At 60.7% G+C, this 20,216-nt stretch carries 14 protein-coding genes; 1 reads left to right on the forward strand and 13 read right to left on the reverse strand.

All coding sequences use genetic code 11. The features are described from left to right. Positions 1-142 precede the first annotated feature (142 nt). On the forward strand, positions 143-2,059 hold the full coding sequence (locus QYH43_RS03095; protein ID WP_301156255.1) for a methyl-accepting chemotaxis protein: 1,917 nt from the start codon (positions 143-145) through the stop codon (positions 2,057-2,059). Between the two features lie 156 nt (positions 2,060-2,215). On the opposite strand, the gene mdoH is transcribed toward QYH43_RS03095, so the two are convergent. The 13 genes from mdoH to hutU all read right to left on the reverse strand — a co-directional run bounded on the left by mdoH (position 2,216) and on the right by hutU (position 20,091). Next, positions 2,216-4,786, reverse strand: coding sequence for a glucans biosynthesis glucosyltransferase MdoH (gene mdoH, locus QYH43_RS03100; RefSeq protein WP_301156257.1), 2,571 nt, complete (start codon positions 4,784-4,786; stop codon positions 2,216-2,218). Further along, the gene (locus QYH43_RS03105) at positions 4,779-6,596 is read right to left on the reverse strand and encodes a glucan biosynthesis protein G (RefSeq protein WP_095058326.1); all 1,818 of its coding nucleotides are present in this window, start codon (positions 6,594-6,596) and stop codon (positions 4,779-4,781) included. The genes mdoH and QYH43_RS03105 overlap by 8 nt, the downstream gene beginning before the upstream one ends. Before the next feature lie 321 nt (positions 6,597-6,917). Continuing rightward, positions 6,918-7,355 (reverse strand): D-aminoacyl-tRNA deacylase, encoded by a 438-nt coding sequence (dtd, locus tag QYH43_RS03110; RefSeq protein WP_095058325.1) that lies wholly within the window; start codon positions 7,353-7,355, stop codon positions 6,918-6,920. Continuing rightward, positions 7,352-8,323 carry a prolyl aminopeptidase gene (pip, locus tag QYH43_RS03115; protein ID WP_095058324.1) on the reverse strand — a complete coding sequence of 324 codons (972 nt, stop codon included), beginning with the start codon at positions 8,321-8,323 and terminating at the stop codon, positions 7,352-7,354. Before pip ends, dtd begins: the two co-directional genes overlap by 4 nt. 283 nt (positions 8,324-8,606) lie before the next feature. Continuing rightward, on the reverse strand, positions 8,607-9,410 hold the full coding sequence (gene hutG, locus QYH43_RS03120) for an N-formylglutamate deformylase (protein ID WP_095151756.1): 804 nt from the start codon (positions 9,408-9,410) through the stop codon (positions 8,607-8,609). Positions 9,411-9,420: 10 nt separating this feature from the next. Then, positions 9,421-10,626, reverse strand: coding sequence for an imidazolonepropionase (gene hutI / locus QYH43_RS03125; protein ID WP_301156261.1), 1,206 nt, complete (start codon positions 10,624-10,626; stop codon positions 9,421-9,423). Positions 10,627-10,716: 90 nt separating this feature from the next. Continuing rightward, positions 10,717-12,249: a histidine ammonia-lyase gene (gene hutH, locus QYH43_RS03130; protein WP_095151754.1), complete on the reverse strand. Its 1,533-nt coding sequence runs from the start codon at positions 12,247-12,249 to the stop codon at positions 10,717-10,719. A 119-nt stretch (positions 12,250-12,368) separates the two neighbouring features. Continuing rightward, entirely contained in the window at positions 12,369-13,892 is a 1,524-nt protein-coding gene (gene hutH, locus QYH43_RS03135; RefSeq protein WP_095058320.1) for a histidine ammonia-lyase, read from the reverse strand. A gap of 135 nt (positions 13,893-14,027) precedes the next feature. Beyond that, positions 14,028-14,858, reverse strand: coding sequence for a glycine betaine/L-proline ABC transporter ATP-binding protein (locus tag QYH43_RS03140; protein WP_301156264.1), 831 nt, complete (start codon positions 14,856-14,858; stop codon positions 14,028-14,030). Further along, a complete protein-coding gene (locus QYH43_RS03145) occupies positions 14,855-15,706 on the reverse strand; it encodes a proline/glycine betaine ABC transporter permease (protein WP_095058318.1) in 852 nt (283 codons plus the stop codon). Before QYH43_RS03145 ends, QYH43_RS03140 begins: the two co-directional genes overlap by 4 nt. A gap of 70 nt (positions 15,707-15,776) precedes the next feature. Continuing rightward, positions 15,777-16,745 (reverse strand): ABC transporter substrate-binding protein, encoded by a 969-nt coding sequence (locus QYH43_RS03150; protein ID WP_095058317.1) that lies wholly within the window; start codon positions 16,743-16,745, stop codon positions 15,777-15,779. A gap of 69 nt (positions 16,746-16,814) precedes the next feature. Continuing rightward, positions 16,815-18,284: a cytosine permease gene (locus tag QYH43_RS03155; protein ID WP_301156267.1), complete on the reverse strand. Its 1,470-nt coding sequence runs from the start codon at positions 18,282-18,284 to the stop codon at positions 16,815-16,817. A gap of 139 nt (positions 18,285-18,423) precedes the next feature. Continuing rightward, positions 18,424-20,091 carry a urocanate hydratase gene (hutU, locus tag QYH43_RS03160; RefSeq protein ID WP_095151752.1) on the reverse strand — a complete coding sequence of 556 codons (1,668 nt, stop codon included), beginning with the start codon at positions 20,089-20,091 and terminating at the stop codon, positions 18,424-18,426. Positions 20,092-20,216: the final 125 nt, after the last annotated feature.

Genomic DNA, 20,216 nt, shown 5'->3' on the forward strand with positions numbered 1-20,216 from the left:
CGGCTGCTGCGCACCCGAACGGGGGCAAGCCCCCTCGCCACAGCTCACCACGCATCTGAAAAACTCTCAGCACCTTCAGATACGCCCAGTGCAGCCGATACATCTCCCATAAAACCAAATGATGGTCCGGGGAGTTTTCAGCATGTACCAATGGCTAGCCGAGAGTCTGGGAAACGTCAGCGTCAAACGCAAACTGGGGATCGGGTTTGGTCTGGTGCTGTCTCTGACCCTGTTGATCACCTTTACCGGCTGGACCGGCCTGAGCGACGTGATCAGTCGCGGCGATAAACTGGGTTTCATTTCCGAGATCAATGGGCTGACCAAAGATCTGCGCATCGCGCGCCTGGACTACGAAATGCGTCGCGGCGAACAAGGCCCGGGCGTCGTCAACGACTTGCTGGGCAAGCTCGAAACCAGCCTTCAGACCGCCCGCACCCTGATCGAGCAACCGGCTGATGCCGCCAAGGTTGATCAGCAATTGACTGCACTCGCCGAGTACCGTCGCGCGTTCAGCGAAATGATCCAGGCCGGCGCCGACCGCGAAGATGCCCGCAGCAAACTCGGCAGCACCGCCGACAACGCCGTAGCCCGCGTGGCCGACGTGGAAAAATCCATGCTCCAGGGTGAAAGCGTGAACGCCTTCAACAGCGTGATCGACCTGAGCAAACTGATCCAGCAGGCGCGCTTCCAGGTTCGCGGTTACACCTACAGCGGCAAGAGCGACGCCGAACAGCCCGCGCTGAACGCTATCGATGACGCCCTGAAAAACCTCGAAAGCCTGCCAGCCAAACTGCCTGAGGAACATCTCGCCAACCTGCAACAGGCGACCGACTCGCTCAAGGCCTATCGTGCCGCCGTCAGCCAGTTCCGCGACTCACAGTCCGCCAGCGCCAAGGCACTGGTGCGCATGGCTGCCCAAGGCAACATCCTGCTGGACGTGAGCAACCAACTCACCACCTCGCAAACCGTTATCCGCGACACCGACGCTGCCCATGCCAAAAACATGCTGACCCTCGCCACCGTGCTCGCCACAGCTTTCGGCCTGCTGGCCGGGTGGGCGATCACCCGCCAGATCATCATTCCGCTGAACCAGACCCTGGCCGTGGCCCAGCGTGTGGCCAGCGGCGATCTGACCCAAAACCTGATCTCTCAGCGTCGCGATGAGCTCGGCCAGCTGCAGCGCGCCATGCAGAGCATGACCCAAGGCTTGCGCGAACTGATCGGCGGCATCAGCGATGGCGTGACGCAGATTGCCAGCGCCGCCGAAGAGTTGTCCGCCGTCACCGAGCAGACCAGCGCCGGGGTCAACAATCAGAAGATTGAAACCGACCAGGTCGCCACTGCCATGAACGAGATGGCCGCCACCGTGCAGGAAGTCGCGCGCAATGCCGAGGAAGCCTCCGAAGCCGCCGTCGCCGCTGACCAGCAAGCTCGCGAAGGTGACAAGGTAGTGGGTGAAGCCATCGCGCAGATCGAGCGCCTGGCCAAGGAAGTGGGTCATTCCACCGAGGCAATGGGCGAACTCAAGCGCGAAAGCGACAAGATCGGCAGCGTGCTCGACGTGATCAAATCCGTGGCCCAGCAAACCAACCTGCTGGCACTCAACGCCGCGATTGAAGCCGCTCGCGCCGGTGAAGCCGGACGCGGTTTTGCCGTGGTCGCCGATGAAGTCCGCAGCCTGGCCCAGCGCACCCAGAAGTCCACGGAAGAAATCGAAGAGCTGATCGTCGGCCTGCAAAACGGCACCCAGCAGGTCTCGACCATCATGGACAACAGCCGCGCCCTGACCGACAGCAGCGTCGAACTGACCCGCCGTGCCGGTGGTTCACTCGAAAGCATCACCCGCACGGTCTCGGCGATTCAGGCGATGAACCAGCAGATTGCCGCTGCCGCCGAACAGCAAAGCGCCGTGGCCGAGGAGATCAACCGCAGCGTGCTGAATGTGCGTGATGTGTCGGATCAGACTTCCGCTGCCAGTGAGGAGACAGCGGCCTCCAGCGTTGAGCTGGCACGGTTGGGGACGCATTTGCAGATGTTGGTGGGCAAGTTCAGGGTTTGAGGTGATCCGCATGCCTCGGCTCACTCAGGACCGAGGTGATGCAATCGCGGGCTTGCCCGCGATTGCGATCGACCAGACGCTACCGCTACAGAATCTGGTGCAAGCTCAAGAACAAACTTCAGACCATAAAAAACCCGCTTTCGCGGGTTTTTTTCATTACGCCAACTGAGGCTGTTCGCTCATTGGTTTGAGCGGTAGCAGCGGCGCGTGAGGGTCGGCCTTGACCGACTTGCGCCAGGCGTTGAGCCACTCTGGGTGACCTTCGCTCCAGACCTGCTCATGCAGGCGGGCCAAAGCCACCGGATCGCTCAGCAGTTGCACACGCTCATTGTTGGTCAGCCCTTCAGGGCCGACTTTCATGGCGTGACGAACCCGTTCGATCCGCAGCCATTCGATCGGCTCGGCCTGACCGTGACGGGACGTCGCCAGCGAACACGCCAGGGCGTTCTGCTGTGGATCGACCACCGAACGGACGAAGCCGTCGTTCAGTGCGTGCCAGCGGTTCTCGTGGGTGTACTGGTCGGTGGCCAGCAGCGCCTGTGGCGGATTGTATTCCTCAGGAATCAGGAACAGGCTCTCGTCACGGGACTTCAGGCCCAGGCCAACACGGCTGGAGATCACCGACACCGGGATCGACAGCATCAACGAACCGACAATCGGCACCAGCCACCACAGGAAGCTCGGGTTCAGCCAGATCACCAACAGTGCCCAGAAGAAGCCCAGCAGCGTTTGCGGACCGTGTCGCTTGACCGCCTCGCTCCATGGCGTGGAGTCGTCGTCACGTTGCGGCGAGTTCCAGGTCGCGGCCCAGCCGAGGAACGCGGCGAGGACGAAACGGGTGTGGAAAATCATCCGCACCGGCGCCAGCAGCATGGAGAACAACATCTCCAGCAGCATCGACAGGGTCACCTTGAACTTGCCGCCGAACTCTTTCGCGCCCTTGGCCCAGATCAGGATGATGCTCAACAGCTTCGGCAGGAACAGCAGCACGATGGTGGTCGAGAACAGTGCAATCGCCTTGTCCGGGTGCCATTGTGGCCACAGCGGATAGAGCTGGCGCGGTTCAAGGAAGTACTGCGGCTCCATCAACGTGTTGACCGCCAGCAGCGCCGTCGACAACACAAGGAAGAAGAACCACAACGGCGCCGACAGGTAAGACATCACGCCGGTCAGGAACACCGCACGGTGCACCGGGTGCATGCCCTTGACCAGGAACAGGCGGAAGTTCATCAGGTTGCCGTGGCACCAGCGACGGTCACGCTTGAGTTCGTCCAGCAGGTTCGGCGGCAGTTCTTCGTAGCTGCCCGGCAAGTCGTAGGCAATCCACACGCCCCAACCGGCACGACGCATCAACGCGGCTTCAACGAAGTCGTGGGACAGGATCGCACCGGCAAACGCGCCTTTACCCGGCAACGGCGCCAGGGCGCAGTGCTCGATAAACGGCTTCATGCGGATGATCGCATTGTGACCCCAGTAGTGCGATTCGCCCAGCTGCCAGAAGTGCAGGCCCGCGGTGAACAGCGGACCGTACACGCGGGTCGCGAATTGCTGCATGCGCGCATACAGGGTGTCCATGCCCGACGCACGCGGCGCGGTCTGGATGATCCCGGCGTCCGGCGTGGCTTCCATCAAACGCACCAGACTGGTCAGGCAATCGCCGCTCATTACCGAATCGGCGTCGAGGACGACCATGTACTTGTAGTCACCACCCCAGCGACGGCAGAAGTCGTCGAGGTTGCCGCTTTTACGCTTAACGCGACGGCGACGGCGGCGATAGAAGATCTTGCCGAAGCCCCCAGCCTCACGGCAGACGTCCAGCCAGGCCTGCTGCTCGGCAACGCAAATGTCGGCGTCGTTACTGTCGCTGAGCACAAAGAAGTCGAAGCGATCCAGATCACCGGTCGCTGCAACCGACTCGAACGTCGCGCGCAGACCCGCGAACACACGAGGCACGTCTTCGTTGCAGATCGGCATCACCAGTGCGGTGCGCGCATCTTTCGGAATTGGCTCGTTACCGGCGCTTTTACCAGAGATACGGTATTTATCGTGCCCCGTGAGCAACTCGAGGAAGCCCATCAGCGCAGTCCAGAAACCGGCCGACACCCAGCAGAACAAAATCCCGAACAGAATCAGGATGCTGGTCTGCAAGGCATACGGCAGCACTTGCGTGGCGGTTTGCAGCAGCGGTTGGTGCAGCACTTCGTTCAGGTCGACGAACGACCAGCCCTGGTACGGCATGATGCCTTTCATGTACCAACCGGCGACGATAGTCTGGCCGAGCATCAGCACCAACAGAATGTAGCGACGGATCGAACCCACGGTGCGCCAGCGCGCGGCCGGCAGGACGCGTTCGTCCTTCGGCGGCTGTGGCGGGTTGGTACGACCGGTCATCCGACGCCAGCCACGCACCAGAATGTTGGTGCGCCACGGCTCCGGCACAACCTTGGTCCGGCGGATTGGCGGGGTCGCCTTGAGGCAGACCCGACCATTGGCGTCGAGCGCCAGCATTTCCGCATCCTGCAACTCTTCGGCAGTGCTCAGGGTCAGGCGCTTGCCCACCGAAGCCTGGGCGGCCTCGGTCGGAGCGTCGAACGTGGATGACGACAGGCGTTCATGCAGCTCGCTGAAGGACCGGCAACCCGCGAGCTCCGCGCGTTGCTGGTCGGTCATCGGCAGATGCGCCAGATACTCGGCAAGAGTTTCTGGCTGTACTTGAGAATTACTCATCGGCAGGCAACTGGTAGCTCCAGGTCTCGGTCAGGACTTCTTCAGTCGGCGCCGATTCCGGTGTGGCTGGGGCCGCGCCGGCAGCGACAGGCTGCTGGGCGTCTTTGTTTTTGGCCTTGTCCTTGGCATCTGCAACCGGCTTGACGTCGGCCTGCTTGGCCTCCGCTGCCTTGGCGTCCTTGTCTGCTTTCTCTTGTTGCTTGGCAGCAACCTTGTCGGCCTTGGCAACCGACGAGTTCGACGCCGGAATCGAGGTCTTGGCCAAGTCCGCAGGCACGATGTTCTGCACCAGCGCGGCACGCATTTCGGTGGCCTTGCTCGGATCCTTGACCTTCATGCGCAGCGTCAGGCGCCAGCCCTTGGTTTCAGGGTTGTAGCGCACGCTGTTCTCGACCAGTTCGGCGTTGTCACCAACGCTGACCTGGCTGCGAACGTCCGCATCGGCAGGCAAAGCGGCCAGGGACGGACCTTCGAAATCCACAAGGTAAGCCACGCTGCCGTCCGGCTGACGAATCAGGTTGGACTGTTTAACGTCACCGGTGGAACGCAGGGTTTGTTTGACCCAGGCGCTGTCCGGGGCGTGGATCGACGCTTCGTCCATGGTCCAGTGCATACGATAAGCAACATCGAGTGGCTGGCCAGGTTCCGGCAACTTTTCCGGGTTCCAGAAGGCTACGATATTGTCGTTGGTTTCGTCGGCGGTCGGAATTTCGACCAGATCGACGGTGCCCTTGCCCCAGTCGCCCTTCGGCTCGATCCAGGCGCTTGGGCGCTTGTCGTAGCGGTCGTCGAGATCTTCGTAATGGCTGAAGTCGCGACCACGTTGCAGCAGACCGAAACCACGCGGGTTCTCGACCGAGAAGTTGCTGACAGCCAGGTGTTTCGGGTTGTTCAGCGGACGCCAGATCCACTCGCCATTGCCGGCATGGATCGCCAGGCCGCTGGAGTCATGCAGTTCACGACGGTAGTTCAGCACTTTCGACGGCTGGTTGGCGCCGAACAGGTACATGCTGGTCAACGGCGCGATACCCAGTTTGCCGACCTTGTCACGCAGGAACATCTGCGCCTTGACGTCGACAATGGTGTCGCTGCCCGGACGCAAGGTCAGGCGATAGGCACCGGTGGCACGTGGCGAATCCAGCAGCGCAAAGATCACCAGGTGCTTGTCGCCCGGTTTTGGCTGTTGAATCCAGAACTCGCGAAAACGCGGAAATTCTTCGCCGGATGGCAATGCGGTATCGAGCGCCATGCCGCGGGCGGACAGACCATAGACGTGACCCTTGCCGACGACGCGGAAGTAGCTCGCGCCGAGCATGGTCATGATTTCGTCTTGCTTGTCGGCCTTGTTGATCGGGTACAGCACACGGAAACCGGCATAACCCAATTGCTCAGTGGCCTTCGGGTCGAAGTTCAGGTCGCCGAAGTCGAAACGACTTGGGTCGTACTTGATCTCTTCGACGGTGTTCGCGGTGATTTCGTTGATTTTCACCGGCGTATCGAAATGCATGCCCTGATGATAGAAGGACAGCTTGAACGGCGTCTTCTGATCAGCCCACTCGGCTTTTTCGGTCAGAAACCGGATTTTCTGATAGTCCGCGAATTTCATTTCACGGAATTCGTTCGGCAGGTTACTGCGCGGCGCTTCGTACTTCTGCCCGGCCAGCTCTTTTGCCTTGACCGATACATCATCCAGATTGAATGCCCAAAGCTGGCCGGCGCTGAACAGGCAGAGCAGTGCAGAGCCCGCTACCAGTGCGTTACGTAACCGTTTGGCAGACAATTTTGGTGCATTACAGGGACTAACAATCACGAGCAACCCTCGCCGAAAACAGATCAAAAAACCAACGGCCAGTTGAAGGGTTTGTGAGGAATGCGGTGTGAAAAAACCGACCCTACAAACCACTCTTGCCAAGTTGGCGAGCATTGTTCCGACTCCGCTGGGGCAAAATGATTCCCCAATCGGATCCAGACAAGTCTCTACCTAAGTCAAAATGGACCAACGAACGCCGATCCCCGTAGCGCGCGATTATCTAGTAGGCCGCGTTACAACGCATCAGGGGTAACAAAGTATTTATCGCGAAAAACCCCTGTTTGCAGCCGAAATGAGCTTAAAAACTTGTTTCAAGTGCTTTCAGGTCTGTAACAGGAAGGTTACCGGGCCATCATTGACCAGGTGCACCTGCATATCCGCGCCGAATCTACCCGATGCCACAGTGCCATGCACTTGTTTCGCTTTGGCTAATAGATAGTCGAAAAGCTCCTCTCCCAGCGCCGGAGGGGCCGCGGTCGAGAAACTCGGGCGCAACCCGCTCTTGGTATCGGCAGCCAGGGTGAACTGCGAGACCAGCAGCAACCCGCCACCCACATCCGCCAGGGACAGGTTCATCTTGCCCTCGGTATCGCTGAACACCCGATAGTTAAGCAGTTTATTGAGAAGTTTGTCGGCGCTGGCCCGGGTGTCCTCGGGCTCTACAGCCACCAACACCAACAAACCCTGGTCAACCGCACCGACCACCTCGCCCGCTACCTCGACTCGCGCGCCACGCACGCGTTGCAGCAAGCCTTTCATGCTTCTTCGGGCGCCAGGTCCAGCAAACGGTGAGCCATCTGCTTGGCGGCCCTTACCAGCGCGTCAGTGATGCCCGGTTCGGAAGCGGCGTGGCCGGCGTCGCGAATCACTTGCAATTCACTGTTCGGCCAGGCCTGGTGCAATTCCCAGGCGTTATCCAGCGGACAGATCACGTCATAGCGACCATGCACGATCACGCCCGGCAGATGGGCAATCTTGCCCATGTCGCGAATCAGCTGGTTCGGTTCGAGGAAGGCATTGTTCGTGAAGTAGTGACATTCGATGCGCGCAATGGATAACGCACGCTGCGGCTCGGAGAACCGATCGACCACCAGCGGGTTTGGACGCAGGGTTGCGGTGCGACCCTCCCAGGTCGACCAGGCCTTGGCCGCATGCATCTGGGCGATCTGATCGTTGCCGACCAGGCGCTTGTGGAAAGCGGTGAGCAGGTCGTCGCGCTCGTCCAGTGGAATGGGTGCGATGTAGTCCTGCCAGTAATCGGGGAACAGGCGACTGGCGCCTGCCTGGTAGAACCACTCGATTTCCTGCGGACGGCAAAGAAAGATCCCGCGCAGGATCAGGCCATGTACACGTTCCGGGTGGGTTTGTGCATAGGCCAGCGCCAGGGTCGAACCCCATGAGCCACCGAACAGCACCCATTTTTCGATGCCCAGGTGCTGGCGAATCCGCTCAAGGTCGGCGACCAGATCCCAGGTGGTGTTGTTTTCCAGGCTGGCGTGGGGAGTGGAGCGACCACAACCGCGCTGGTCGAAGGTGACAATGCGGTACAGGTTGGGATCGAAGAAGCAACGACTCTGGGCATCACACCCCGCGCCAGGGCCACCGTGGATGAATACCACCGGCAAACCTTGCGGTGAACCGCTTTCGTCAACGTACAGGGTGTGGGTCGCATCGACAGCCAGATCGTGCCGGGCGTAGGGTTTGATCTGCGGGTACAAAGTCTGCATTGCGCACTCCGTAAGGGGTCGAGGTCATCCCTGGGGGGACTTCTATTATTCTGCCGTGGGGCATCATAAACCCGATTTACGTCAATGAGCATGCCCAGCCTGGCAAGAGTTCGCAATCAAACCTGTGGCGAGGGAGCTTGCTCCCGCTGGGCTGCGTAGCAGCCCAAAAACCCTTCAACCGAGTTTTGTCAGATACACCTGACTGTCCGGGTTTACGACGGCTTCGCCGCCGGACGGGAGCAAGCTCCCTCGCCACAAAGGCCCACTTGCCAGCGTTTCGTGTTTAAGCGCTGTAGTGCTTTTCGCCCCACGCCAACAACCCTTGCAGCAATTCCTTCAACACCACTCGCGTCGGCTCCGCCAGGTCCGGGCGATAACGGAACGGCTCGAACTCTTCCATATACGTGCACTGCCCCAGCTCCAGTTGCGCGGCGTGAATGTTCTCGGCCGGGTTGCCGTAATGCCGGGTGATGTGGCCGCCCTTGAAGCGTCCGTTCAGCACGTGGGTGTAATTGTCGTGACGCGCACAGATGGCTTCCAGTTGCGTCGCCAACTGCGGATCGCAACTGGCGCCGTTGAAGGTGCCGAGGTTGAAATCCGGCAGCTTGCCGTCAAACAGGTGCGGGATCAGCGAGCGGATCGAATGCGCATCGAACAGCAGCGCGTAGCCAAACTCAGCCTTCAGACGCGCCAGCTCGTTTTGCAAGGTGCTGTGGTACGGCGTCCAGATCTGCTCAAGGTACGTCGCGCGTTCTTCTTTGGAAGGCTCCAGCCCTTCGCGGAACAAAGGCACGCCATCGAACAACGTGGCCGGGTACAGGCCGGTGGTTGCGCCGACATACAAAGGCTTGTCGTCGGAGGGACGGTTCAGGTCGATGACGAACCGCGAATACTCGGCAGCCAGGGTGCTGGCACCCAGTTCAGCGGCGAAATCGTACAACTGCGGGATGTGCCAGTCGGTGTCCGGCAGGCTTTTCGCCTGGGGGATCAATCCGGCTTCGACGGCCGGGGTCAGACGCACACCGGCATGGGGCATGCTGATCAGCAGTGGCACGCGGCCTTGTTTGAAGTTCAGAACCTTATCCACAACAGATCTCCTACAAACTTGATTCGACGCCGTGGCGCACGACGCGTTTTTCCAGGTCGCCGCCGAGCCAGTAACACAGGTCGGCCGGACGATCGATTTGCCAGGCGACGAAATCCGCGACCTTGCCGGCCTCCAGCGAACCGTGGGTGTCGGCCATGCCCAATGCAGTGGCGGCATGAATCGTCGCGCCAGCCAGGACTTCTTCCGGAGTCATGCGGAAACAGGTGCAAGCCATGTTCAGCATCAGGCGCAACGACAGCGCCGGCGAGGTGCCGGGATTGAGATCACTGGCGATGGCGATTTTCACACCGTGCTTGCGCAGGGCTTCCATCGGCGGCAATTGGGTTTCGCGAAGGAAGTAAAAAGCACCGGGCAATAGCACGGCGACGGTGCCGGACTCGGCCATGGCGATGGCGTCGTCTTCGGTCATGAATTCCAGGTGATCGGCGGACAACGCGTGGTAACGCGCCGCCAGACTAGAGCCGTGCAGCGAGGACAACTGTTCGGCGTGCAGCTTCACCGGCAAGCCAAGTTCCTGAGCAGTTATAAATACGCGCTCAACCTGAGCCGGGGAAAACGCCAGGTATTCGCAGAATGCGTCCACGGCGTCCACCAACCCTTCGGCGGCCAGGGCCGGGAGCATTTCAGCGCAGATGTGATCGATGTAATCGTCGGCGCGATCGGCATATTCCGGCGGCAAAGCATGAGCCGCCAGGCAGGTGCTGCGCACACTGACCGGCAGTTCGGCGCCGAGACGACGGGCCACGCGTAGCATTTTGCGTTCGTTGGCCAGGTCCAGGCCGTAGCCGGATTTGATTTCGATGCTGGTGACGCCGTCGCGCATCAGGCTTTTCAGACGCTTGCTGGCGCTGGCGAACAATTCGTCTTCGCTGGCGGCACGGGTGGCGCGCACGGTGCTGGCGATGCCGCCGCCGCTGGCGGCGATTTCCGCGTAGCTGACGCCTTGCAGGCGCTGCTCGAATTCACCGCTGCGGTTACCGCCGAACACCGTGTGGGTGTGGCAGTCGATCAGACCCGGTGTGACCCAGGCCCCGTTCAAATCGTTGACCGCCGGGTACTCGCCCGCCGGCAGTTCAGCGCGAGGGCCGATCCACTCGATGAGCGCACCGGACGTCACGATGGCCGCGTCCTCGATAATCGAGTAGACGCCTTGGGCCATGGTTGCGACGTGGCAGTGTTGCCAGAGGGTTTTCATCCCTTAGTCTCCACAGTATTCAAAATCGAATCGCCAGCAAGCTGGCTCCTACAGGGTCCTGTAGGAGCTGGCTTGCCAGCGATGGGGGCATCACAGGCTAGGCAAAAGCTTGGTTGGAACCAGCTCAGTCAGGCACCGCGAAGCCAGCAGTTCAATCGCCGCATTGATGTCCGGTGCAAAGAACCGGTCCTTCTCATAAAACGGCACTTCTTTACGCAAAATGGCGCGAGCCTTTTCCAGTTTGGTCGAGGTCTTCAGGCCATTGCGCAGGTCCAGGCCCTGCGCCGCTGCCAGCCATTCAACAGCCAGAATCCCACGGGTGTTCTCGGCCATTTCCCACAGACGCTTACCGGCAGCAGGGGCCATCGACACGTGGTCTTCCTGGTTGGCGGACGTCGGCAGGCTGTCCACCGAATGCGGATGGGCCAGCGCCTTGTTCTCGCTGGCCAGTGCCGCCGCCGTCACCTGGGCAATCATGAAACCGGAGTTCACGCCGCCATTGGCCACCAGGAACGGCGGCAGTTGCGACATGTGCTTGTCCATCATCAGCGAGATGCGACGCTCGCTCAGAGAACCGATTTCCGCGATGGCCAGCGCCATGTTGTCAGCCGCCATGGCCACGGGTTCGGCGTGGAAGTTACCACCGGAAATCACGTCGCCTTCAGCAGCGAATACCAACGGGTTGTCCGATACAGCGTTGGCTTCGACGGCCAGCACTTCGGCAGCCTGACGGAACTGGGTCAGGCAGGCGCCCATGACTTGTGGCTGGCAGCGCAGGGAATACGGGTCCTGAACCTTCTCGCAGTTCTCGTGGGAATCGGACACTTCACTGCGCTCGCCCAGCAGATCGCGGTAAGCGGCAGCAGCGTCGATCTGGCCTTTCTGGCCACGGGCCGCGTGGATGCGTGCGTCGAACGGCGAGCGCGAGCCGAGTACCGCTTCAACGGTCAGACCGCCGAGGGCCAGGGCACCGGCAAACAGGTCTTCGCCTTCGAACAGGCCACGCAGGGCAAACGCGGTCGACACCTGCGTGCCGTTGAGCAGCGCCAGGCCTTCTTTGGCGGCGAGGGTCAACGGAGTCAGGCCGGCGACTTTCAGCGCTTCGACCGCTTCCATCCACTCGCCCTTGTAGCGCGCTTTGCCTTCGCCCAGCAGCACCAGCGACATGTGGGCCAATGGCGCCAAGTCACCGGAGGCACCCACCGAACCTTTCAGCGGAATGTGCGGATAAACCTCAGCGTTGATCAGGGCGATCAGCGCGTCGATCACCACGCGGCGAATGCCGGAGAAACCACGGCACAGGCTGTTGACCTTGAGCACCATGATCAGTCGTACCAGCTCGTCGCTGATCGGCTGGCCGACACCGGCCGCATGGGACAGCACCAACGAGCGCTGCAGGTTTTCCAGATCTTCGCTGGCGATGCGGGTCGACGCCAGCAGGCCGAAACCGGTGTTGATGCCGTAAGCGGTGCGGTTCTCGGCGAGGATTTGTTCCACGCAGGCCACGCTGGCTTCGATCTGGGCCGAGGCGCTGTTGTCGAGGGTCAGTTTCACCGGTTGCTGATACACGTCACGCAGTTGAGCGAGAGTCAGTTGGCCGGGAATCAGGTTTAGCGCAGTCATTTTTGTGCTCCTTTTGAGAGTTTTTTATCAACTACCAGACGCTCCGGAGATGTCCGTTGTCCGTCGCTTCCGCCTTTTTGAGGGGGCTGGCGCCTTGGCACGCTGGTTTTGTATGGAAATCAGTTCAAGTTCGGTAAAGCTTTTTGCAACAAAGCAGGGTCTTTCAGAACACTGGCCGCAGCGGCAATGTCCGGCGCCAGCCAACGATCCTGATCGTAAGCCGGAACGCGCTCACGCAGCAGACGCCAGGCCGCATCGGTACCCGCGCCGAAGCGCTGCTCTTTCAGGAATTCAAACGCCTGGGCCGCCAGCAGATACTCGATGGCGAGGATCTGCGTGCAGTTTTCCAAGGCGCGGTGCAGTTTCAGCGCCGCGTTGGTGCCCAGGCTCAGGTGGTCTTCTTGCAGACCCGACGTCACGTAGTTATCCAACACTGCCGGTTGCGCCAACTGGCGGTTTTCCGCGCACAGCGAGGCGGCGACGTATTGCACGATCATCATCCCGGAATTCACTCCCGGGTTGGCCACCAGAAACGCCGGCAGACCGCTGACATGCGGGTTGATCAAGCGGTCCAGGCGACGTTCGGCGATGGAGCCGATTTCTGCCATCGCGATGGCCAGCAAATCCGCTGCCATTGCCACGGACTGACCGTGGGGGTTGGCCTGGGAAACGACGCGGTAGTTGTCCGCGGTGCCCAGCACCAATGGGTTATCGGTGGCGCTGTTGAGCTCGGTTTCGATCTGCTTGGTCGCGTGCGCCAGTTGATCGCGCGCGGCGCCGTGCACCTGCGGGATCGAGCGAATGCTCAGGGCGTCTTGCGTGCGGATGCCCTTGCTCTGGGCGATCACTTCGCTGCCATCGAGCAAGGCTCGCAGGTTGATCCCGACCTGTTGCATGCCCGGGTGCGGCTTGAGCGCGATGATCTCGGCGTCAAATGCATCGATTTGTCCGCGCTGAGCTTCAAAGCTCATGGCGCCGACCACGTCGGCCCATTCCAGCAGGCGCGTGGCATCGCCAATCGCCAGGCAGCTCAGGCCGGTCATGCACGGCGTGCCGTTGACCAGGCACAAACCATCCTTGGCACCCAGCTTGACCGGTTGCAGGCCTTCTTCAGCCAGCGCTTGCTGCGCGGAAACGACCTGGCCGCGATAGCTGACATTGCCGACGCCCAGCAGCGCGATGCCGATGTGAGCCATGTGGGTCAGGTAGCCCACGGAACCCTGGGACGGCACTTGCGGGGTGATGCCACGGTTGAGCAGCGCCAGCAGGGCTTCGACGACCTGGCGGTGCAGGCCGGATTTGCCATGGCTGTAGTTGATGACGGCGGCGCACATGATCGAACGGGTCTGTTCGTTGGTCAGCGGTGTACCGACGCCGCAGGCGTGGCTGAGCAGCGTGTTGCGCGACAATTGGCTGAGTTGCTCGTCCTGCAGCGAGACGTTGCACAGCGCGCCCAGCCCGGTGTTGATGCCATAGGCGCGTTCGCCGCTGGTAACGATGCGCTGGACGATGGCTTGCGCGTTGTCGATGCGTGCCCAGACCGGCGCCGACAGCTCAAGCTGTGCGCCATGGCGGGCCACGGCGACCACATCCTGCCAAGTGACCTGCGCTTGGGTGATAACGATTTTTTCAGCCTGGGACATCTTTAACCTCGTACCTGATTATTGATGCAGCTTCACCGGCCCCATCGCTGGCAAGCCAGCTCCTACAGGGATTGTGTACACCTTGTAGGAGCCGGCTTGCTGGCGATGGGGGCCAGCACAACCACCACAAATTTCTTAAACCACCGCCGCCCGACGCTGCACAAAGCGGTCGACATATTCATCCGCCGGCGAATGCAGGATCTCTTTCGGCGTGCCGACCTGAATCAGGCGGCCGTCCTTGAGGATCGCGATGCGGTTGCCGATGCGCACGGCTTCGTCGAGGTCGTGGGTGATGAAGACGATGGTCTTGTGCAGGGTCTTTTGCAGTTCCAGCAACTGGTCCTGCATCTCGGCACGGATCAGCGGATCGAGGGCGCTGAAGGCTTCGTCCATCAGAATGATATCGGTGTCCGCCGCCAAGGCGCGGGCCAGGCCCACACGCTGACGCATGCCGCCAGAGAGCTGATGCGGGTATTTGTTTTCGTAACCCTTGAGGCCCACGGTGTTGATCCAGTGCAGTGCGCGTTCACTGCACAGGGCTTTGCTTTCGCCACGGACTTTCAAGCCATAGGCGACGTTGTCCAGCACCGTCTTGTGCGGCAACAGGCCGAAGCTCTGGAACACCATGCTGATCTTGCGCCGACGAAATTCGCGCAGGGCTTCCATGTCGTATTGCAGGATGTCCACGCCGTCCACCAGGATCGCGCCGCTGGTGGGGTCGATCAGGCGATTGAAGTGGCGCACCAGGGTCGACTTGCCGGAACCCGACAGGCCCATGATCACGAAGATCTCACCGCTGCCGATGCTCAGCGACAGGTCATTCACACCGACCACGCAACCCGTCTCGGACAGCACCTGCTCTTTGGTTTTGCCCTGGCCGATCATGGCCAGCGCATCCTTGGAGCGGTTACCGAAAATCTTGAAGACGTTTTTGACTTCGATCTTGCTTACGGATGCGTTGTTCATTTGCTCACCTCATGCCGTGGCCGACCGTACGCCTGTGTAATGCGGTCGATGACCACTGCCAGAATCACAATCGCCAAACCCGCCTCCAGGCCGCGTCCGACGTTGAGGGTCTGAATCCCCACCAGTACGTCTTCACCCAAACCACGGGCACCGATCATCGAGGCAATCACCACCATCGACAGGGCCATCATGGTGGTCTGGTTGATACCCGCCATGATGCTGGGCAAGGCCAGCGGCAGTTGCACGCCGAACAGTTGCTGCCAGCGGTTGGCGCCGAAGGCGTTGATCGCTTCCATCACTTCGCCGTCGACCTGGCGAATGCCCAGATCGGTCAGGCGGATCAGCGGCGGTGCGGCGTAGATCACCGTGGCGAAAATCGCCGGGACCTTGCCCAGGCCGAACAGCATCAGCACCGGGATCAGGTACACGAAACTCGGCATGGTCTGCATGATGTCCAGCAGTGGCATCAGCACAGAACGCAGGCGGTTGCTGCGCGCCGAGAGAATGCCCAGCGGAATGCCGATCAGCACCGAAATGACGGTCGCGACCATCATCAGCGCCAGGGTCTGCATCAGCTTGTCCCAGAGGCCGACCGCACCCACCAAAAACAGCAGACCGACGATCACGGAGGTGGTCACGATTTTACGGGTCGCGTGCCAGGCCACACCGGCCACGATGGCCAGCATCAGCCACCAGGGCGCCGCACGCAGCAGGCTTTCGAGATTGACGATGGCCCACAGCAGGGTGTCGGAAATGCTGCGGAACACGTCGCCGTAGTTGGTCACCAGCGAGTCGACCCAACCGTTGACCCAGTCGGCGATGGAAAAGGTAAAACTTTCGGGAAACATAAGAGACTCTCAATCAAGGGGTTGCGATCAAGCATCCGACTGCCGTTGCCGACAGCCGGAGAAGCTCGACCTACAAGGCCGCGTCGATCTTTTTGGCTGCGTCTTCACTCACCCACTGGTGCCAGACTTCAGGATGTTCCTTAAGGAAGATCTTGGCCAGTTTTGGCGACTCGATTCGCTCTTTGCTCATGCGCGCCAGGTTCTGGTTCAGCAGGTCGATTGGCACGTTGACCTTTTCCAGCACGGCCACCAGCTCCGGGGCTTCGTCGTGGAACGTCTTGGACAGGCCGACCTTGATATCCACGGTCTTGTTCACGCCTGGTTTTTCTTCGAGTTTCACCACGTCGATCTGGCCCATCAGCGGGGTTGGCGACCAGTAGTAGAACAGGATCGGTTCGCCACGCTTGTAGCTCGACAGCACCGCGGCATCCAGCGCCGGGCCGGTGCCTGGGCGGAAGTTGGTGTAGCTGCTTTCCAGACCGTAGCTTTTGAGCATTTCGCTGTTGTCGAGCTCACAGGTCCAGCCGGCCGGGCAGTTGTAGAAACGGCCCTTGCCTGGCTCTTCGGCGTCCTTGAACACCGCGGCGTATTTGGCCAGGTCGGCAATGTTTTTCAGGTCAGGGGCCTTGGCTTCCAGCTTGCGCTTGGCATCGCCTTCGATGACGTAGCGCGGCACGTACCAGCCTTCGATCGCACCAACAACCGGCGCGCCGACGCCAACGACCTTGCCGGCTTTTTCGGCCTTGTTCCAGACCTCGCTGCGGCCGACCCACTCTTCGGCAAACACTTGAATATCGTTGCTGCCCAAGGCGTTTTCCATGGTGATGGAGTTGCCCGGCAGGCTGTCAGTCTTGCAGTCGTAGCCTTTCTCCAACACGACTTGCATCACGTCGGTCAGCAGCATGGCGCTTTCCCAGTTCAAACCGGCGAATTTCACCGGCTTGCCCGACTCGCACCAACCCGCCGCCTGAGTGGCGCCGGCGCTGGCCAGCAGGCCCATGGAAAGCAATGTGGTCAGCAGGGTCTTGTTCGATTTCATTGTATTGACGCTCCTAATCATGAATGGGCTTACGGCAGTCAAGAGGCATCCAGCCCTGTCCACGTCCAGTCAGGCCTGCGCCGCAGCGCGACCCACATTCAGCTTTTGTTCGGTGATCGCGCCCTGCTCGACCGGCAGGATCAAATGATCAGGCACTGTGCCGTGCCATTTTTTTGCGCACACGTAATACAGGGCGGCGGGCAGCACCAGGCCGATGATCCAGGAAATATCCACACCCCCCAGGGCATCCACCAACGGACCGGTATAGAACTTGGAGGAGATGAACGGCAGCTGCACCAACACACCGAAAACATAGACGCTGATCCCGAGAATGTTCCAGCGGCCGTAGCGACCATTCGGGTCGGCCAGCGCCGGTACGTCATAGCGTTCGCGGGTGATGCAGTAGTAATCCACCAGGTTGATCGCGCTCCAGGGCGTGAAGAACGCCAGCAAGAACAGGATGAAGGACTTGAATGCACCGAGGAACGAGTGCTGGCCGAGCAACGCCATCAGGGTCGCCGCACCGACGATGACCAGCACGAACACCAGACGCTGCAAGCGCGTGACCTTCAGCTCACCCCGGAAACCGCTGATGATGGTCGCGATGCACATGAAGCTGCCGTAGGAGTTCAGCGTGGAGATGGTGACCTTGCCGAACGCAATGCTGAAATACAGCAGCGCAGCGGTGGCACCGGCACCCCCCAGACCCACGATGTAGGCCACTTCGTGACCGGCGAATTGCCCGTTGGCCGAAGCGGCCGCGAACACGCCGAGGACCATCGCCACCTGTGCACCAATGACCGAACCTGCGCCTGCGGCGAAAAAGGTTTTCACCGAGGAAGTCTTGCTCGGCAGGTAGCGGGAATAGTCAGCCACATAAGGGCCGAAGGCGATCTGCCAGGACGCCGCGAGCGACACCGCGAGCAGGAAACTGCTCCAGCTGAAGTGGCGAATTTCCAACAGGGCGCCAACGTCAACCTGGCTCATCAGGCGGCTGAACAGATAAACAAAGGCAATCACGCCAATGACACTGGCAACACGGCCGATCCAATGGATCACCCGATAACCGAGCACTGTAACCAGCACGATGACACTGGCGAAAATGAGAATACCGACGGTGTCGCTCACGCCAAACAACTGGCCCAGCGCCTGGCCGGAAAGCACCGTGCCCGTTGCAGTGAAGCCCAGGTACATCAGGCACACCAGAACGATCGGGATGGCCGCGCCGTAAACGCCGAACTGCACTCGGCTGGAAATCATCTGCGGCAGGCCAAGCTTGGGCCCTTGCGCGGCATGCAGCGCCATCACGCCACCGCCGAGCAGTTGGCCGATCAACAGACCGATCAACGACCAGAACACATCACCGCCCAGCACCACGGCCAGGGCCCCGGTGACAATCGCGGTGATTTGCAGGTTGGCCCCCATCCACAAGGTGAACTGGCTAAACAGACGACCGTGTCTTTCCGCTTCCGGGATGTAGTCGATCGAGCGTTTCTCGATCAAAGGTTTGTTGCCTGCACGTTCGCTGTTAGCAGCCATGATTCAACCTCTGTGGATTGTTATTCTGGGTTGGATAATCCCCTGTAGGAGCCGGCTTGCTGGCGATCCATGCGGCGCGGTGTGTCTGGTGCAACGCGCTGATGCTATCGCCAGCAAGCCGGCTCCTACAGGGCAAGCATTACTTGCCGGTGATCATCGGCAGGTTCAGCCCTTGTTCCTTGGCGCAGTCGATCGCGATCTGGTAACCCGCATCGGCGTGACGCATAACGCCAGTGGCCGGGTCGTTGTGCAGCACGCGAGCGATACGCTCGGCCGCTTCATCAGTACCGTCGCAGACAATCACCATGCCTGAGTGCTGGGAGAAGCCCATGCCGACGCCGCCGCCGTGGTGCAGGGAAACCCAGGTCGCACCGCTCGCGGTGTTGAGCAGAGCGTTGAGCAGTGGCCAGTCGGACACGGCATCGGAACCGTCCTGCATCGATTCGGTTTCGCGGTTCGGGCTGGCGACCGAACCGGAGTCCAGGTGGTCGCGACCGATGACGATTGGCGCGGACAACTCACCGCTGCGCACCATTTCGTTGAACGCCAGACCCAGCTTGGCGCGCAGACCCAGGCCAACCCAGCAGATACGTGCCGGCAGACCCTGGAAGCTGATGCGCTCGCGGGCCATGTCCAGCCAGTTGTGCAGGTGGGCGTCGTCCGGGATCAGTTCTTTGACCTTGGCGTCGGTCTTGTAGATGTCTTCAGCGTTGCCCGACAGTGCGGCCCAACGGAACGGGCCGATGCCACGGCAGAACAGCGGACGGATGTAGGCCGGTACAAAGCCCGGGAAGTCGAATGCGTTTTCCACGCCTTCTTCCTGCGCCATCTGACGGATGTTGTTGCCGTAGTCGAAGGTCGGTACGCCCATTTTCTGGAAGTCCAACATCGCTTTGACGTGCACGGCCATCGATTGCTTGGCGGCTTTGATCACAGCAGCAGGCTCGGTCTTGGCACGAGCGCGGTACTCGTCCCAGGTCCAGCCGGCCGGCAGATAGCCGTTGAGCGGGTCGTGGGCGCTGGTCTGGTCGGTGACCATGTCCGGGCGCACGCCGCGTTTGACCAGTTCCGGCAGGATTTCAGCCGCGTTACCCAGCAGCGCGATGGAGATCGCCTTGCCTTCTTTGGTGTATTTGGCGATGCGGGCCAGTGCGTCGTCGAGGTCTTTTGCTTGCTCGTCGACGTAGCGGCTTTTCAGACGGAAATCGATGCTGACCTGCTGACATTCGATGTTCAGCGAGCAAGCGCCGGCCAGGGTTGCAGCCAGCGGCTGGGCGCCACCCATGCCGCCCAGGCCAGCGGTCAGGACCCACTTGCCTTTGAGGTCATCGTTGTAGTGTTGGCGACCGGCTTCGACGAAGGTTTCGTAGGTGCCCTGGACGATGCCCTGGCTGCCGATGTAGATCCAGCTGCCAGCGGTCATCTGGCCGTACATGGCCAGGCCTTTGGCGTCGAGTTCGTTGAAGTGTTCCCAGCTCGCCCAGTGCGGCACCAGGTTGGAGTTGGCGATCAGTACGCGTGGTGCATTGGTGTGGGTCTTGAATACGCCGACCGGCTTGCCGGATTGCACCAGCAGGGTCTCATCGTCGTTCAGGTTGGTCAGGCTTTCGACGATCTTGTCGTAGCATTCCCAGTTACGTGCCGCACGACCGATACCACCGTAAACCACCAGTTCTTTAGGGTTCTCGGCGACTTCCGGGTCGAGGTTGTTCATCAGCATGCGCAGCGGTGCTTCGGTCAGCCAGCTCTTGGCGGTCAGCTTGTTACCGCGGGCAGCGCGGATTTCAACGTCACGAAATTTAGTCACGAAAAGAACTCCTCAGCAATCAATCCAAAACCAGCCCGGGCAGTGGGCGAGCAAGCCGATGGGCATCAGTGCACACCGGCGAATCAGTGGACGACGGTTGAGTCTTCGTGACTCATACGCATACG

The organism is Pseudomonas sp. C32 (genome assembly GCF_030417915.1).
In the GTDB taxonomy this organism is placed as follows: domain Bacteria; phylum Pseudomonadota; class Gammaproteobacteria; order Pseudomonadales; family Pseudomonadaceae; genus Aquipseudomonas.

What these genes read in the sequence shown, in the direction of transcription:
- QYH43_RS03095 (WP_301156255.1), top strand. Translation starts at nt 143, where the DNA reads ATGTACCAATGGCTAGCCGAGAGTCTGGGAAACGTCAGCGTCAAACGC.
- mdoH (WP_301156257.1), bottom strand. Translation starts at nt 4,786, where the DNA reads ATGAGTAATTCTCAAGTACAGCCAGAAACTCTTGCCGAGTATCTGGCG.
- dtd (WP_095058325.1), bottom strand. Translation starts at nt 7,355, where the DNA reads ATGAAAGGCTTGCTGCAACGCGTGCGTGGCGCGCGAGTCGAGGTAGCG.
- pip (WP_095058324.1), bottom strand. Translation starts at nt 8,323, where the DNA reads ATGCAGACTTTGTACCCGCAGATCAAACCCTACGCCCGGCACGATCTG.
- hutI (WP_301156261.1), bottom strand. Translation starts at nt 10,626, where the DNA reads ATGAAAACCCTCTGGCAACACTGCCACGTCGCAACCATGGCCCAAGGC.
- hutH (WP_095151754.1), bottom strand. Translation starts at nt 12,249, where the DNA reads ATGACTGCGCTAAACCTGATTCCCGGCCAACTGACTCTCGCTCAACTG.
- hutH (WP_095058320.1), bottom strand. Translation starts at nt 13,892, where the DNA reads ATGTCCCAGGCTGAAAAAATCGTTATCACCCAAGCGCAGGTCACTTGG.
- QYH43_RS03140 (WP_301156264.1), bottom strand. Translation starts at nt 14,858, where the DNA reads ATGAACAACGCATCCGTAAGCAAGATCGAAGTCAAAAACGTCTTCAAG.
- QYH43_RS03145 (WP_095058318.1), bottom strand. Translation starts at nt 15,706, where the DNA reads ATGTTTCCCGAAAGTTTTACCTTTTCCATCGCCGACTGGGTCAACGGT.
- QYH43_RS03150 (WP_095058317.1), bottom strand. Translation starts at nt 16,745, where the DNA reads ATGAAATCGAACAAGACCCTGCTGACCACATTGCTTTCCATGGGCCTG.
- QYH43_RS03155 (WP_301156267.1), bottom strand. Translation starts at nt 18,284, where the DNA reads ATGGCTGCTAACAGCGAACGTGCAGGCAACAAACCTTTGATCGAGAAA.